The sequence below is a fragment of the Kosmotoga arenicorallina S304 genome (assembly GCF_001636545.1).
Taxonomy (GTDB): domain Bacteria; phylum Thermotogota; class Thermotogae; order Petrotogales; family Kosmotogaceae; genus Kosmotoga_B; species Kosmotoga_B arenicorallina.
The window spans coordinates 311949-328161 of record NZ_JFHK01000004.1 but is presented as its reverse complement, the minus strand read 5'-3'; the positions used below and the strand labels follow the sequence as shown (position 1 = coordinate 328161).

General features: G+C 41.9%; 11 protein-coding genes and 2 tRNA genes. 8 read left to right on the top strand and 5 right to left on the bottom strand.

Annotated elements, in window-relative coordinates; all coding sequences use genetic code 11:
- Positions 1 to 28 precede the first annotated feature (28 nt).
- Positions 29 to 1282 carry a Glu/Leu/Phe/Val family dehydrogenase gene (locus tag AT15_RS04010; protein ID WP_068346587.1) on the bottom strand — a complete coding sequence of 418 codons (1254 nt, stop codon included), beginning with the start codon at positions 1280 to 1282 and terminating at the stop codon, positions 29 to 31.
- A gap of 200 nt (positions 1283 to 1482) precedes the next feature.
- Positions 1483 to 1557, bottom strand: a tRNA-Arg gene (locus AT15_RS04005).
- Between the two features lie 80 nt (positions 1558 to 1637).
- On the opposite strand from AT15_RS04005, the gene AT15_RS04000 reads away from it, so the two are divergent.
- Genes AT15_RS04000 through AT15_RS03990 form a run of 3 tightly spaced genes read left to right on the top strand, consistent with a single transcriptional unit; the run spans position 1638 to position 4660 of the window.
- The gene (locus tag AT15_RS04000) at positions 1638 to 2336 is read left to right on the top strand and encodes a rhomboid family intramembrane serine protease (protein WP_068346584.1); all 699 of its coding nucleotides are present in this window, start codon (positions 1638 to 1640) and stop codon (positions 2334 to 2336) included.
- Positions 2337 to 2351: 15 nt separating this feature from the next.
- Positions 2352 to 3209, top strand: coding sequence for a pseudouridine-5'-phosphate glycosidase (locus AT15_RS03995; RefSeq protein WP_068346582.1), 858 nt, complete (start codon positions 2352 to 2354; stop codon positions 3207 to 3209).
- On the top strand, positions 3206 to 4660 hold the full coding sequence (locus AT15_RS03990; protein ID WP_068346580.1) for an amidohydrolase: 1455 nt from the start codon (positions 3206 to 3208) through the stop codon (positions 4658 to 4660). Before AT15_RS03995 ends, AT15_RS03990 begins: the two co-directional genes overlap by 4 nt.
- 275 nt (positions 4661 to 4935) lie before the next feature.
- Here the strand turns inward: AT15_RS03990 and AT15_RS03985 are convergent.
- Positions 4936 to 5013 (bottom strand) — tRNA-Ile (locus AT15_RS03985).
- Between the two features lie 60 nt (positions 5014 to 5073).
- Between AT15_RS03985 and AT15_RS10190 the strand changes: the two genes are divergently transcribed.
- Entirely contained in the window at positions 5074 to 5244 is a 171-nt protein-coding gene (locus tag AT15_RS10190; protein ID WP_235598492.1) for a hypothetical protein, read from the top strand.
- Between the two features lie 9 nt (positions 5245 to 5253).
- On the opposite strand, the gene AT15_RS03975 is transcribed toward AT15_RS10190, so the two are convergent.
- Both AT15_RS03975 and mnmG read right to left on the bottom strand, forming a co-directional pair.
- On the bottom strand, positions 5254 to 6897 hold the full coding sequence (locus AT15_RS03975; RefSeq protein ID WP_068346576.1) for a putative manganese-dependent inorganic diphosphatase: 1644 nt from the start codon (positions 6895 to 6897) through the stop codon (positions 5254 to 5256).
- A complete protein-coding gene (gene mnmG / locus AT15_RS03970; RefSeq protein WP_068346574.1) occupies positions 6894 to 8789 on the bottom strand; it encodes a tRNA uridine-5-carboxymethylaminomethyl(34) synthesis enzyme MnmG in 1896 nt (631 codons plus the stop codon). Before mnmG ends, AT15_RS03975 begins: the two co-directional genes overlap by 4 nt.
- A 49-nt stretch (positions 8790 to 8838) precedes the next feature.
- Here mnmG and AT15_RS03965 point away from each other — a divergent pair, with 49 nt between their 5' ends.
- From AT15_RS03965 to AT15_RS03950, 4 genes are all read left to right on the top strand, one after another.
- Entirely contained in the window at positions 8839 to 10239 is a 1401-nt protein-coding gene (locus tag AT15_RS03965) for a pyruvate carboxylase subunit B (RefSeq protein WP_068346572.1), read from the top strand.
- A gap of 176 nt (positions 10240 to 10415) precedes the next feature.
- Positions 10416 to 11606, top strand: a complete 1191-nt coding sequence (locus AT15_RS03960; protein ID WP_068346570.1) for a sugar ABC transporter substrate-binding protein — start codon at positions 10416 to 10418, stop codon at positions 11604 to 11606.
- Positions 11607 to 11692: 86 nt separating this feature from the next.
- Positions 11693 to 13438: a maltose ABC transporter permease MalF gene (gene malF, locus AT15_RS03955; protein WP_068346568.1), complete on the top strand. Its 1746-nt coding sequence runs from the start codon at positions 11693 to 11695 to the stop codon at positions 13436 to 13438.
- Positions 13438 to 16200 carry an ABC transporter permease subunit gene (locus AT15_RS03950; protein ID WP_068346566.1) on the top strand — a complete coding sequence of 921 codons (2763 nt, stop codon included), beginning with the start codon at positions 13438 to 13440 and terminating at the stop codon, positions 16198 to 16200. Before malF ends, AT15_RS03950 begins: the two co-directional genes overlap by 1 nt.
- Positions 16201 to 16213: the final 13 nt, after the last annotated feature.

Genomic DNA, 16213 nt, shown 5'->3' with positions numbered 1-16213 from the left:
GCTTTAAGCCCCTCTTTGTTTTCTTTTATCAAGGGTATATGCCTCTGAGCTTTGTAGCAGTAGCAACCCTATCAATTGCGACGATATAAGCCGCTGTTCTCATATCGGTGTTATACTTGTGCATCGTGTTCACAACACTTCCAAAAGCCTGGCGCATGATTTTGTGCAAGGCTTTTCTTACATCTTCAATATCCCAGAAATACCATTGAAGGCCTTGAACCCATTCGAAATAAGAAACGGTAACACCACCGGCATTTGCCAAAAAGTCAGGGACAATGAAGATATCTTTCTTGAGGAGAACCTCTTCAGCCTCCGGTGTTATAGGGCCATTAGCACCTTCAACGATGATTTTGGCTTTTACGTTATCAACATTTTCCATGGTAATAGCGTTTTCAAGAGCTGCCGGAATAAGAATGTCTACATCAAGGGCAAGAAGTTCTTCGTTGGTGATTGTTGTGGCATTTGGGTATCCCTTGATCACACCGTTGTTCTGATCTCTATAAGCTATCACTTCGTCAATATCTAATCCGTCAGGATTGTATATACCACCAGAAACATCGCTAAGTGCTACGATTTTTGCACCAAGTTCGTCCTGAATCAACTTGGCGGCAAAAGAACCAACATTCCCGAAGCCCTGTACAGCTACGGTGGAGCTTTCTGCATCAAGGCCTTTGTAATTTATGGCTTCTTCTGTTACAACCCTGACGCCTCTACCTGTTGCTTCTGGCCTTCCGGCTGAACCGCCAATATCCATTGGTTTCCCGGTGACAATTCCAAGAACTGAGTGGCCTACATTCATAGAGTAAGTGTCCATAAACCAGGACATTATCTGAGCATTTGTATTAACATCTGGCGCGGGAATATCTTTGTCTTCTCCTATTATTACCTGTATTTCAGAGAAGAATCTTCTTGAAAGCCTCTCGAGCTCGGCAGCTGAAAGTTCGGCTGGATCTACTTCAACTCCACCCTTTCCACCGCCATATGGTATACCAACCACAGCACATTTCCATGTCATCCAGAAAGCGAGAGCCTTTACTTCGTCAAGGGTAACATTTGGATGATACCTTATTCCGCCTTTTGCGGGACCTCTGGCTATGTTGTGCTGGACTCTGTGACCGGTGAATACTTTTACACTACCGTCGTCCATTCTGACGGGGAAATTGACTGTAAGTTCCCTCTTTGGATGCATGAGCACATCCGCAAGGCAGGGATCGAGTTCCATAACTTTGGCGGCCTTTCTGAACTGCTTCAAAGCATTTTCAAACAGACTTATTTCGGCCACTTTGGCAAACCTCCTCAGAAGAAAATTATGTGTTCCAGCTTGATTTTATTCCCTGAATTATTTGTGAACAACCCCACAAATTGACAAAAAACAGCGTTTATTTTCAATTAGTAGGTATTATGTCTTTGATACACCAACTATTTTCTGTTAAAGAAAAAGAGAAGCCATTATTTAAAAAGCGCGGGAATTTCCCGCGCTGCTGGTACCCCCGGAAGGAATCGAACCTTCATTTGCGGATTAGGAATCCGCCGTTCTATCCGTTGAACTACGGGGGCAAAGCGAATACATTATATCACCACGTCCCGAGCTTTTCAAGGTCCCTTTCTGGTAAAATAAATCATATGGAGGTGATGAATTGTTTCCTCTTAGAGATACCATTCCCAGCAGACGAAAGCCCTATATTATGTGGGTGATAATAATTACAAATATCTTTGTTTTCATATACGAGCTTTTCCTTTCAGATGGTGAATTGCTTCTTTTAATATACAATCACGGCCTTGTGCCTGCAAGATATACAAAAGGGCAAATTTTGCTCTATAATCGATATTTAATTCAATACAATCGGTTTGACCTTTCCCCTTTTATAACTTCAACCTTTCTTCATGGGGGTTGGACACACTTGCTGGGAAATATGTGGACACTGTTCATCTTTGGGGATAATGTTGAAGATATGCTCGGACATTTCAGATTTCTTGTTTATTACATATTGTGGGGAATTGGGGCGGGATTTTTACAATTTTTGCTTTCCCCCACCTCCCAGATACCTGTCATTGGCGCTTCGGGCGCAATAGCTGGAGTAATGGGAGCTTACCTCTATTTTTTCCCGATGAGCAGAATTCTAACATTTATTCCTATTTTCTTCCTTCCCTTTATAATAGAAGTGCCTGCTTTCATATTCTTGCTTGTCTGGTTTTTTATACAATTTTTCAACGGGACTTTCTCTATAATAGGAGCAAATTTCTCAGGGGTTGCCTGGTGGGCACACGTCGGAGGGTTTATAGGAGGGCTTTATATGGCGAGATTTTTCTCGAAGAAATACTTCAGATATCATTGAGTTGGGGGTGACCTGATGTCGAAAGCCTATGTGGCACTTGAATCCACTGTCATAGCTCATGGACTACCATGGCCTGTAAATTTCAAAACAGCTCTTGCAATGGAAGAGGTGGTAAAGCGAGAGGGTGCTGTGCCAAAAACAATTGGCATAATCAACGGTAACATAAAGATCGGCATGACGAAAGATGAACTGAAGTATCTCGCAACTACCGAGAATGTGATGAAAGTAGGTACTGCTGAAATACCGGTTGCCACAGCCATGAAAAATAACGCTGCAACCACAGTGAGCGCCACACTTAGGCTTTCTGCGAGGGAAGGTATAGAGGTATTTGCAACAGGCGGCATCGGTGGAGTGCACCGCGATGTAAGCTGGGATGTGTCACAGGACATAATCGAATTGTCGAAAACAGATATGGTGGTTGTTTCAGCAGGGGTAAAAAGCATTTTGGATGTGGAAAAAACGCTCGAGTTTCTTGAGACTTTTCAGGTTACCGTTATAGGTTATCAAACAGATAGTTTCCCGCTATTTCACTGCCGATATAGTAAATATCCATTGAACATTACTGTTGAAACTCCTGAAGACATTGCGGCGATTTTTAAGGAAAAGAGGAAGCTGGGAATAGAAGGGGCGATTCTTGTAGCAAATCCAATACCGGAGGAATATGAAGTCCCCTATGATGAATTGATAAAATATGTGGAAATGGCTGTATCTGAAGCGAAGGCAAAGGGAGTTTCAGGTAAGGGATTAACCCCCTTCCTCTTAGGCAGGCTATCAGAGCTCTCTGACGGAAAAACCCTCGAAGCAAACGTCGCACTGTTGAAGAACAACGCCTCTCTGGCTGGAAAAATCGCAAAGGCACTGAAAAAAGCATGAACAGAATATTTAAAAATTGCAGGGTATATAATCCCCTAAGTGGTGAGTACGATTTTCGTGATCTTTTTGTTGAAAAGGGTATGGTTTCGAGCCACAAACCGAAATTAGCCGAGGTTATTGACCTGAAGGGTTGTTATCTTTATCCGGGACTTGTAGATTCTCATGCACATCTTCTGGCAACCGGCAAAAGAGAGTTTATGCTTGACCTTTCAGAAATCAGGACAAAGGACGAATTTGTAGCGCTGCTAAAAAACTTAAAGAAACAATCTGTGGGTTTTGTGGAAGGCCGCGGCTGGGATCAAGAGAAACTCGGATTTATGCCTGATAGGAAGTTTCTTGATGGAATAACATCAGTGCCTTTGCTTCTAGTTCGTGTATGCGGTCATGTTGCAACCGTAAATAGTTCAATGATTAAACGGTATTCCTTGAACGCTCTTGAGGGAATCGATGGTACCGATCTCGAGAGAGGTCTGATAAAGGGAAGGGCTCTGGAGAGATTGCGCAAAAAACTCCCCGTTGGTAAAGAAGAGCTAAGAGAATATATTCTTGCCGGGGCTAATTTGTTTTTGATGCACGGAATCACGGTTGTTCATAGCGATGATTATCATGGTATCAAACTTGAAGACTTGATAGAAGAGCTCTCAACACAGGATCATATAAGAATATATGAAAAGCTCAAGATAGAGTCTTCTCATGAGCTGGAAGGGTTCAAAGCAATTCAAAACAGCGAAACGGATTTCTTCTCTTTAAGAGCTGCGAAGATTTATCTCGATGGATCTTTTGGATCAAGAACTGCCGCCTTATGTGAGCCTTATGCCGATGAACCAGAAAACAGTGGAGTGCTTTATCTGACATCCGAGGAATTGCTTCCCTTCGTGAAAAAAGCTGAGAAGGAAGGGATACAGCTCACCCTTCATGTGATAGGAGACAGAGCTTTAAAAGAAGCATTGAAAGCCTTTTCGGTGATTAGAAAGGGGAATCCACTGAAGCACAGATTGATTCATGTTCAGATTGCGACCAGAGGGCAAATACAGCAAATCGCTAATCTCAAGTTAAAAGTTTCCATTCAACCTGTATTTTTCAAAACAGATAGGAAAATGGCCTTTTTGCGTCTTGGGCCCGAGCGTTTCAAAAACGCGTATCCCTTTAAGAAAATGAGCGAGGCAGGTGTAGATTTAGCTATGTCCACAGATGCCCCGGTTGAAAGCGTTAACCCTTTCCGAAATATGCGTTCAGCGGAGCATTTCTTTGATCGAAAGCATATCCTGTACATGTATATGGTTTCCGGGAAGCTTTTTGAAAACAATAAATTCACATTTCCGCTGGCAGTTGGATCGCCAGCAGATTTTTTCCTTACAGAAAAGGACCTGCTCTCTGTTCCCGGGAGCATGCTGGAAGAAATGAAAGTGTCGATGACTGTTTTTAATGGCAGGGTTGTATACGAGCGCTGAATTTTGTGTATAGCCATTGCAAGTTTTAGCAAAGATGTTTAACCTATATTTTACTACCATTACATGTGTGCTTAATATAACCTGTTGGCTTGCTTTCCATTATGGAGAGAGGGTTGCAGGTTTTCTCAGAGTATAGCGTTTGATTAATTCGAATTAAGATACTTCTGTATCATACAGCTGGAGGCTTATAACAGCCTTTTATTTATCTTATTGCTTTATTTTCGATTCAATGTTAAAATTATTTATAGCAGCAAAAAAAGCGGCCTGAGCCGCTCTGGTGGGCTCGGGTGGAGTCGAACCACCGACCGCCCGGTTATGAGCCGGAAGCTCTAACCAAACTGAGCTACGAGCCCGATACTAAAAGAATTATAATACCCACCATGGCTTCTGTCAATAGGTTGGGAGATGATAAAGTGAAGCGAAGCTCAGTGGATAATGTTGTTTCTGACCCCGTAAAATACTTCAGCTGTAGATATCCCAGAATACTTGTCATACGTGCTGCCTTCAAACTCCTGAAAGACGGTAAGAGTCTCAGTCAAAAGGATATGGAAGGTATAATATTGAAAATGCTGAAAAAGAGATGAGATTTCCTCTCATCTCTTTTTTCTAAGTACCTCACCAATCTGTGGTAGAAAATCTTTTTTTCTGGACATGACACCTTTTAGCACAACGGTGTTGTTTTCATCTAAATGTACTTTAAAAGCCTTTTCAATAATTTCACCATTTCCCTCTACCCATACCTCGCTCTGATTCTTTGGTACATTTGTAAAAAGAAGAAAAGCTACATCTGCCTTGGATCTATTATAGAGTTCCTTCAAAGCGTCTTTGAACTCTGATTGCCTTTTCTTGACCTGCTCCATATCCATAACCATAACCTGTGCAATCAATATGTTGTAATCTCCTATTATGTATTGTTTAACATCTTTTGAGACGACTTCATAAGGAGCTTTTCCCGAAAGGTCCAGTCCTTTACGTAGTAGATTCTTGGCGAATTCTTCGAGGTCTATTTCTGCAATTTCGGCAAGTTGCCGGGCAATTTCCCTGTCTTTTTTTGTGGTGGTGGAAAGCCTGAAATCAAGGGTATCCGAAACTATCCCGCCAAGAAGCACGCCTGCTATTTGAGGGTTCTTCTTTGTGCAATGCCTTAAAAACCATTCGCCAACGATTGTAGAAGTGCTTCCGACGGGTTCGTTGTGAAATCTCACCGGTTTCAGAGTGGTAAGCCCCCCGAGCCTGTGGTGGTCAATGACTTCAAGCAACTCTGCCTCTTCAAGGCCATCAACAGCTTGAGGTCTTTCATTGTGGTCGAGCAGAATTACCTTCTTCCGAGTGTCGTAAAGGAGGTTTGTTCTGGTAATAACTCCTGCGAGCTTTCCTGACTCGTCTAAGGCAAGAGCAAAACGCTCATTTGATTCGTATATCTTGGTTTTTATTTCCTTGAGTTTTTCATCTAATTTGGCTGTGATGAAATTTTTCGACATAATCATTTTTACGGGCATTGAAAGGTTTATCAATTTTCCTACGCCGTAGGGTCCATAAGCGGTGGAAATTACTCCAACATTATTTCTTTTTGCCAATTTAAGCACTTCATCAGAAGGGGTAAGAGAGTCTGTCAATATCATCAATGTGACATTTCTTTCAATGAGTTTGATCTGCATTTCAGGATTATCGCCAACTATGACAAGATCTGTGCTTTTTAACTTCTTAATAAAGGTACTTATAGAATCGCTAGCTATATGCACCTTACCTTTAAGGATGTTTGTTGGTGGTGACACAAGAACGTCGCCGCTAAGAAGCTGGGCTATTGTGTTCACGTTTATTGGATGCAATTCCAGCGAATCGACCGATAAGCGTTTGACATAAGTTCTTGCAAGGTGACGTTCGCTAACGATGCCAGAGGGTATGAAATTTTCATCAACAATGGGAACAACTTTTATATTGTGTTCTTCCATGATTTTTGCAACTTCATATGTCGATGTTTCTTCTGATGCAACAATTGGAGGACGCAAGTCGAGGTCGCCAACGATGGGATCTACTGTTTCCATAAAAATAGGGGGTTCTACGTCAAAGTATGATAGCAAGAACGTACTTTCGCTGTTGAGCTTTCCGCAACGGCAAGCTACATAATCGCGCTCTTTGTCGTTCTGGTTCTTCATATAAGCATAGCCAATTACACTTGCTATCGAGTCTGTATCAGGCTGTCTGTGGCCGAAAACATATATTTTTTCCCGGCTCAATTTATATGCCTCCTTTTTAAAGCAGTTAGATAGGTTGAAAGGTTTAAGATATCAGCAGGTTTTATTCCGGGTATTCTCATAGCTTGGCCTATGGACATTGGTTTTAGTTTTTTCAATTTCTCTTTGCTCTCTGTTGATATATTAGGGACTTTGTCGTAATCAATATCACCGGGTATAAGCTCGTTTTCGAGCTTCTCAAAGCGGTTTATCTCCTGTCTCAGGCGATTAATGTATCCTTCGTATTTCATTGTGGTTTCAACCTGTTCAGCCAATGAACTATCCAGTATTGGATTGGGATCGAAATCCCTTAGCAGGGAATATGTTACCTCTGGCCTTTTTAGGAGCTGTGCAAGTCTGGTGGGTTGGTATATGGCTGTTGTTCCGGCAGATAGCAATTTGTTGTTCACAGAATTCGAAGGTTTTACGACGATGTCATTTAAACGATTCGCTTCCCGATTAATGGCTTCTCGAACAGACACAACTCTGTCGTAAAACCATCTTGGTATCAAGCCGTATCTATAACCATACTCAGTAAGCCTTAGATGAGCATTGTCATGCCTTAACATCAGTCGGTATTCAGCCCTTGATGTGAGAAGCCGGTAGGGTTCGTCAACACCACGGGTTACAAGGTCGTCTATCATAACGCCTATATAAGCTTCAGATCTTTTCAAAACCAACTGTTCGGCTCCTTTGATTTTTGCTGACGCATTTATGCCCGCTATGATGCCCTGCCCGGCTGCTTCCTCGTATCCGCTCGTGCCGTTTACCTGACCGGCAAAGTAAAGGTTTTCAACCAATTTGGATTCAAGTGTGGGATGAAGTTGATCAGGAATCACAAAATCATATTCAACAGCGTATGCCGGTCTCATAATAACGGCATTTTCAAGCCCTTTCACTGAATGAATCATTTCTACCTGAGTTTTAAAAGGCAGGCTTGTTGATAGCCCATTCAGATAGTATTCATCAGTATTTCTGCCTTCAGGTTCAACGAACACCTGATGACTGTCTTTGGAGGAGAATTTAAGCACCTTGTCCTCTATGGAAGGGCAGTATCTTGGACCGATGGAATGAATTAACTTTATATCACCGTAAAGAGGAGAGAATTGAATATCGCGCCTGATTATAGAGTGAGTTCTTGAATTAGTCTTCGTAAGCCAGCAAGGGCTATCTTTTGGCAGAACTTTCGGCTCAGAAAAATAAGAAAAGGCAAGCGGGGTATCTGAAGTGTCCTGCCTTTCCATCTTTGAAAAATCAATGGAGCTTCCGAGAATTCTCGCAGGTGTACCCGTTTTAAAACGCGCGAGTTTGAAGCCTATTTTTCTTAACGATTCGCTGAGCAGTTTCGAAGAGAATTCCCCCAAACGGCCTGCTTCAAAAGCTTTTGGACCAATAAAGATCTTTCCGCCTAAAAAAGTTCCGGTTGTTATTATAGCTGCTTTGCAATGATAAAGCTGGCCAAAATGTGTTACAACGCCGGTGACTTTTCCCTTTTCGACAAGAATCTCTGTCGCAATAGCACTTCTTAAGTAGAGGTTTTCCTGTTTCTCCAGTGTCTTTTTCATTTCAAGGCTGTATTCTTTTTTATCTATTTGAGCCCTTAGTGCCCTGACAGCAGGTCCCTTGCTTGTGTTAAGCATGCGGACATTTATTGCTGTTTTATCGGTAGTTTTGGCTATTTGACCACCCAGGGCATCAACTTCTCTTGCAACAATACCCTTGGCCGGGCCACCAACAGCCGGGTTGCAGGGAGCCCACCCGACGGTGTCAAGGTTTATGGCAAGCACGAGGGTTTTCATACCGGCTTTTGCTGAAGCAAGTCCCGCTTCAATTCCAGCATGCCCTGCGCCAATAACAACAATATCGAAATCGTAATCATCTATTGTGTTTCTCATAACATCTCCCTCCTATCCTTTAATTGTACAACAAAAAGGAGGACTGAAAATGAATGTTCGATTTACAGATACTACTTTAAGGGATGCACATCAGTCTTTGCTTGCAACAAGGTTGTCAACGGAAGAATTGGTAAAGGTCTCTTCTCTTATAGACGATGTCGGGTACAACAGCGTGGAAATGTGGGGTGGCGCTACTTTTGACGTATCAGTACGCTACCTTGGTGAAGACCCCTGGGAGAGGCTTGACAGGATAAGAGAGCAATTCAAGAAAACAAAAATCCAGATGCTTTTGCGCGGCCAAAACCTTCTGGGATACCGCCACTACGCGGACGATGTTGTTGAACTCTTTGTAAAAAAAGTAGCGGATCACGGTATGGATATCGTGAGGGTTTTTGACGCCTTGAATGACTTCCGAAATCTGGAAAAAGCCAGCAGGGAAATTAAGAAGCATAAAATGCATCTGCAAGTTGCGATATCTTATACAACAAGCCCGGTGCACAATGTTGAATACTTTGCAAAACTCGCCAAAAAGGCGTATGAAGAACTTAGCGCAGATTCTTTATGCATTAAGGATATGGCTGGTCTTCTTACACCGGGAGAAGCGAAAAGGCTTGTTGAGAACATAAAGAAAAATTGCCCGTTACCTCTCCAAATACATGCTCACTTCACAACGGGATTGGCTGATCTCACTTATCTTGCTGCCGCAGAAGCGGGCGCTGAAATCGTTGATACTGCAATAAGCGCGCTTGCATACGGTACATCACAACCTGCTGCTGAAAGTTTGTGGGTCTCTTTCAACAGTTTAGGATACGCGAGCAAGCCAGATCTTAAACTGCTTAAAAGCATTAGCGATTATTTCTTATCTGTCAGGGAAAGGCATGTTGACCATGATGTGTCACTCCTTACAATTAAGCCGGAAGTGTTGACTAACCAGATTCCCGGTGGAATGTACTCAAACATGATAAGCCAGTTAAAATCTCAGAAAGCCCTGAACAAGCTCGAAGAAGTGCTAAGGGAAGTGCCAAGAGTAAGGGAAGATCTCGGTTATCCGCCCCTTGTCACTCCAACATCGCAGATAGTAGGTGTCCAGGCAGTTCTCAATGTAATCATCGGTGAACGCTATAAAGTAATCACTAACGAAACCGAGAAATATGTCCTTGGTTACTACGGCGTTCCTCCAGCTCCCATAAATCCTGAATTGAAAAAACGCATTGAATCAAAGGGCAAGAAAACCATTACGGGGAGAGCAGCCGATTATATTCCCCCGGAAGTTTCAGCTTCAAAAGAGAAATTCAAAACCATTGCGCAATCTGATGAAGACTTACTCACACTTCTTTTACTTGGTGAAGTGGGAAGGAAATATCTCGTCAGTAAGTACGAAAAAGATCTGGGAATTGATTTCTCGCTGGCTTCTGATTTCTCTGATACTACAATTGTATATCCCGTGTAGAAAGACGTAGTTAGAAGAAGAAAAATGAAATAATTGATTGATAATCAGAAATATTTAAGTATTTTTTGGTATAATTATAGGTAGGAATAAGGCATTAACATACTGCCCTCCTGTGGAAATTGATAAAATTGTAATGAGGCATTATGCCTAAACTATGGAAAAAGGAGGTTGAAAGAATGAAGAAACTCGCTCTCGTGTTGATGGTTGTTTTTGCCGTGGTATCTCTTCTAAGTGCCAAAGTTGTTGTCTGGTCATCTGAAAACCAGATACCTGCTCTTCAGAAATTGGCAGCAGATTTTGAAAGAGACTACGGTATTGAAGTGGAAATTCAGCAGGTTAATTTTGGCGACATCAAATCCAAATTCCTTACAGCCGCTCCTGCTGGAGAAGGTCCTGATATAATCGTTGGTGCACATGACTGGGTAGGGGAACTTGCAGCTAACGGGCTTCTTGAACCCATTCCGTTCCTTCCTGATGCCAATCAGTATTATGAAGTGGCTCTAAACGCTTTCAGCTACGGGGGAAAACTGTATGGTGTACCGTACACCATAGAATCTATCGGTATTATCTACAACAAAGACCTCGTTGAAGACGCACCCAAGACAATCGACGAGCTCGAGCAAATGGCTATGGAAGTTGCCGATGATGAAATTGTTGGATTTGTTTACGATGCTGGCAATTTCTATTTCTCTTTCCCCTTTATAGCTGGCTACGGTGGCTACATTTTCAAGGATACGGAAAGCGGTCTCGATGTTAATGACATTGGACTTAACAACGAAGGTGCAATCAAAGGGGTCAGCCTTATCAAGAAATGGTTCGATGAAGGATTAATACCTCAGGGTGCTAATTACAATCTCATGGATTCTCTCTTCAAAGATGGTCTTGCCGCGTTCATAGTGAACGGACCATGGGCTACACCTCACTATCGTGATGCTGGTATAGACTATGGAATTATTCCATTCAGCGAAATTGAACTCGAACCCGGTGTTACCCCAAAACCCTTTGTAGGTGTTCAGGGCTTTATGATCAACGCAAAATCAAAAAATAAAATTGAGGCTATTGAATTTGCTGTAAACTACATTGGAAGCTTTGATGGCCAATACGGTATGTTTGTCGGCGAAAGAAGAGGCACTGTAAGAAAAGATGTCTTTGATTTCATTTCCAAAGACGCTGGTCCCGAGCTCTATGATGTTCTTCAATTCTCCAAGAGCGCTTCCGTTGGAACACCCATGCCCAATGTTCCTGAAATGGCATCTGTATGGGGTGCAATGGGAGATGCACTCGGTATAGTAATCAACGATCAGGATACTGTTGAAAACGCTCTCAATTCAGCCGTTGAAAAGATTAAAACAGCCATCGGCGAATGATATTTGAATGCTAATTCCAGGAAATTGCGTTATCTCGCGGGGCCTTTAAGCCCCGCGTTTAATCATAACTTTCGGAGGCATCAAAAATGAGCGCAAAAAGGCTAATCGGATTTATATTTGTACTTATTTTGCTTTCTGTTTTTGGAGCTTTTGGCTTGATGAGCCTTATACTGCTTTGGGCAAATGCCAATTATGGGCTGGCGATTATCCTCGGTATTTTGCTCGTGAGTATCGCTTTTGTGCTTATCAATCCAAAAGGTTACCCTTACAGATATATGATTCCGGCGATGATATTGCTATTCATTTTAACCATTTATCCTATGTATTACACTTTGAAAACAGCCTTCACCAACTTCGGTACCGGACACCTTTTCACCAGACCACAGGTTGTACAGAAGCTTTTAAGTGATTATTACTATATTCCTGAAAATCCCGAGGAATACAGCTTTTCTATATTCGTCAAGCTGGAAGATTATAAACCAACCGATAATTTTATTGTCGTATTCAAGTCTCTATCAGACGATGAGCTATTTATTGCGCCCAAACCGATAGCCGTTCAAAAAGATTCTGAGGGGAACATCCTTTTAGCTGAATCGAGAATGTTCAGTGTCAAGAACGATAGAGCAACTGTAAATGGAGTTACTTACCAGCTTGTGAGGTCATCGCAGGATGGTAGCATATTGTCCGTATCAGCCAACGGCGAGAGGTACATGTATTTCTATTCCCCTGATGATAACACCACGAAATCCAATGCGCCTTTTTATTTGAGCGAAATAAGAGGCATCTGGCTGAAAAACGCCGAGTTCACAAATCCTATGGGTCAGCAGGTAAGGCTAAATCCCAACAGGCTCTATACGGATTTCGCTACTTCTGAAAGGAAATATGAGATAAAGGTGGTTACATCCATAGAGAGCGGAAGAGCCGTTCAGAAAAACGTTGTTTACAACAAAAAGACCGGCGGAGTATTAATTGAAAGAGATGGTTATTTTTACGATATAGATGATAAAGGGCAGGAATTCGCGGTAGAAGGATATATTTCAAATATTGGTTTCAAGAACTTCATGAAAATGTTCAAAGACCCAAGAATCAGCGGACCTTTTGTGAAGATTTTTGTCTGGACTTTTACCTGGGCAGCTCTGAGTGTGCTTTTTACATTTACGATTGGCTTAATTCTCGCATTGGTATTAAACGACAGAAAGCTAAAAGGAACGAAAATATACAGAACTCTGCTTATTATCCCCTGGGCTATTCCTGCCTTCATATCTGTTCTGGTGTGGAAAAACGGTATGTTCAACGAAACCTATGGCATAATAAACAGGTTTATAGTAATGGGCCTTTTTGGAGCTGAAGAGCCTATAAAGTGGTTGAGTGACGCTTTTTGGGCAAAAGTTGCTGTCCTTTTAGTGAATACGTGGCTTGGTTTCCCATATATGATGACGATAACGCTTGGAGCGCTTCAAAGCATTCCCGATGAACTCTATGAAGCTGCATCGATAGACGGCGCTACGGGTTTTCAGAGGTTCAGGAAGATCACTTTCCCATTGCTTATGATCGCAGTTGCTCCGCTGCTTGTAGGAAGCTTTTCCTTTAATTTCAACAATTTTGTTGGTATTTACCTTTTAACCGGAGGAGGGCCTGCCATTCCGGGAAGTTCCACCCCTGCTGGTGCGACGGATATACTCATTTCTTATACGTATAAACTTGCCTTTGAAGGCAGGGGGCAGGACTTTGGTTTCGCCAGCGCAATTTCAATCCTGATTTTTGTAATAGTAGGTGGATTGAGTTGGCTGAATTTCAAACTCTCCGGTGCTTTTGAAGAGGTGAATAGATAATGGCTATTGAAAAGAAAAGGTACTGGTTAAGGCATATCATACTAATAATAGTGATCGCAGTAGTATTATTTCCCATGGTTTGGCTCATATCTACTTCAATAAGGCGCGACCAGGCAGCTTTCTCTCCGCATTTATTTTCCACCAGGATAACACTGCAACATTATAAGAATCTATTATTCCCGGAGAGAAGTGTACAAAGACTTATTCTCGATATTCAGGAGGCAACTTATAAGCTGGGGCGATTTAGAGATAAAAGCGAGAAATCAATTAACAAAACTGTGGAAAAATATCTCGATAAATTCGAAGCTTTGATGTCAGAATCAAAGCAAATCACTTCCAATTTGACAACCTCCTTTTTGAGCAGAGAAAAAGCCCACGAGCTTGATATAGACAAGAAAATGTTTGCAGCTTTGAACAAATTGCGTGAAGAAGATCTGAAACAAATAAGTGACAGGTTGAATGAGTTAAAGAATATGGAAAATGAAAGCATGAAATCGGTAGCAGCCCTTGAAATTCTCAGCCTTTTGGAACCTTCAACCAATGGGGATTTTGCCTTTTTCCTGAATATCGTAAATCTTCAAGAAGCTTTTGAATTAAAGGCCCTTCTAACGAATTTTGATTCAGTGCGGAAAGAGATTTTAGATACTGCTACAAATTTGTCGAGTCTGTTGAATGATTTTGACTTCGAAATGAAATCGGAAGTTCTGGAAAGCCTTTCAAGAACTCCTGAATACATTTCGGAAAATGGCGTCGAATACAGCCAGTGGAGAAAGAACGAGTATTTTAAGTTCATAAGAAAATATATCACTAAACTCGAAAAGGAACTCCCAGAAGATGTATCCGAAAAGATTAAAGCCGTAAGGGAGAGCCTTTATGACTCCTTTAAGGCCGCGGATGGCGGATGGGATAATATTGAGGCGTTGTACAGTCAGCTGAAAGAAGAACTGGAAGCTGTAAAAGCAAAAGCCCTTGGAACGGATTATACGGATTATATTACTGCAATTGAGGAGCTTTCTTCCATAGATAATGAAATCACTCAGAAGCAGAAACTCTTCGATCAGTCCCTTGAAGGCAGATTGGAAGTGCGCGAGTCAATGTCAGTGGCTGTACCGATACTCATACCCGAATCTGAAAAATTAAGATCGTTGAAATCGTTAGTTGAAAAAGCTCTGGAAGGCCCTGATTTAAATAAAATTGAAGCTGAAAAGCCCGGTGAATTGGTCGCCTTTCACAATAGGCTGGAAGATATCATTGCCAGCCTTGAAAAGCTGGGTTACAAAGATGATATCTACTCAACACTTTTTAATATAAAAACAGATTTTGGCTGGTTTGCGGAAAGGGCAGGCTTGCTTGCCGCTAACATAAGAAACTCTGAAATCAAAAAGGCACTCGAGGTTCTTGATGCATCCAGAATAAATCTTTTGAGAGTAATTCCAGACATTGAAAAAGTGCTTGAAGATGCTGAATCTATTGAAGAAAAAATAGCAACTACACAAAAATCGCTCATTGAGCTCAAGGCGAGAAAGGAAGAGCTTGAGCAGAAAATAGCCGATTCCGCTGACAATTACAATAATATTCTTGAAAAGTACCGCACTAATGTTGAAATCGCGAAACTGGAATATGCACAAATGATTTCCAAAAGGAATATTGACGACATAACAGCAGCCAAAACCTATGTCGAAAAAGCGGGAGAGGTCGTTTCGGAGTATTTTGGATACAAATATAATGAGCGCTATCGCGATTTTACCTGGTACGAAGATTTCGTGGAGGCACAGGATAACATTGCCGAAGGAACCAGCGTGCTTAACGATGCCATTTCGGAGCTCAGGATCCACGAGATGCTATTGAAAGAAAAAATCTACGATTATATTCATTTGCGTTTCCTTGGAACACCTGTTACCCTTGATGAATTTACCGTGATGATTGCCAGCTATAACAAATATTTCCAGGTTTTCAACGCCAAATATCAACGTGCTTCCCGAAAAATTTCGGATTTACTTGATTATCCTTCCAGTTACTCCAGTCAGTACAATCAGCAATTAAAGAAGATCGACAGGTTGCTTTTCAGGAACAACCAGATTTGGATGCCCAAAGAGAGCACATACTTTTACTTCACGAAATGGATAATGAACTCTGTAATAGTAGCGCTTATGGTTGCATTGATAAGTGTTACAGTAGCTGCACTTGCAGCATATCCTTTCAGCAGAATGCGCTTCTTTGGGCGCTCGCAAGGGCTTCTATTCTTGCTGCTCATCCAGATGTTCCCATCGATCATGTTCATGATAGCCATATACGCATTACTGCAATTTATGGGGAACTACATTCCTTTCCTGGGATTAAACAGCCTCAGCGGGTTGATTTTCGTTTATTCGGGAGGAATTGCCTTCAATATATGGCTCATAAAGGGTTATTTTGATACCATACCCGATACCCTTGAAGAATCAGCTATGATCGATGGCGCAACAAGATTCCAGACATTCTGGAGGATTGTTTTGCCTCTTGCACGACCGATTTTGGCGGTTATTGCCATTCTAACATTTATGGGGATTTTTAATGAGTTTGTTATGGCTCGAATTTTCTTGCAGGACATCAACAAATGGACATATGCTGTGGGACTTCAGCAATTCTCAGGAAGATTTGAAACGAGCTGGGGACCTTTCACTGCCGCAGCGCTTATAGGAGCTATTCCCATGATCACCTTTTTCTTGATTTTGCAAGACTACATTGTTGGAGGCCTTACAAAAGGTGCTGTAAAAGGGTAAAATTGAAGCGGGG

Coding starts and splice junctions, on each gene's coding strand:
- AT15_RS03990 (WP_068346580.1), top strand. CDS start 3,206: ATGAACAGAATATTTAAAAATTGCAGGGTATATAATCCCCTAAGTGGT.
- mnmG (WP_068346574.1), bottom strand. CDS start 8,789: ATGAGAAACACAATAGATGATTACGATTTCGATATTGTTGTTATTGGC.
- AT15_RS03960 (WP_068346570.1), top strand. CDS start 10,416: ATGAAGAAACTCGCTCTCGTGTTGATGGTTGTTTTTGCCGTGGTATCT.
- AT15_RS03950 (WP_068346566.1), top strand. CDS start 13,438: ATGGCTATTGAAAAGAAAAGGTACTGGTTAAGGCATATCATACTAATA.
- malF (WP_068346568.1), top strand. CDS start 11,693: ATGAGCGCAAAAAGGCTAATCGGATTTATATTTGTACTTATTTTGCTT.
- AT15_RS03965 (WP_068346572.1), top strand. CDS start 8,839: ATGAATGTTCGATTTACAGATACTACTTTAAGGGATGCACATCAGTCT.
- AT15_RS03995 (WP_068346582.1), top strand. CDS start 2,352: ATGTCGAAAGCCTATGTGGCACTTGAATCCACTGTCATAGCTCATGGA.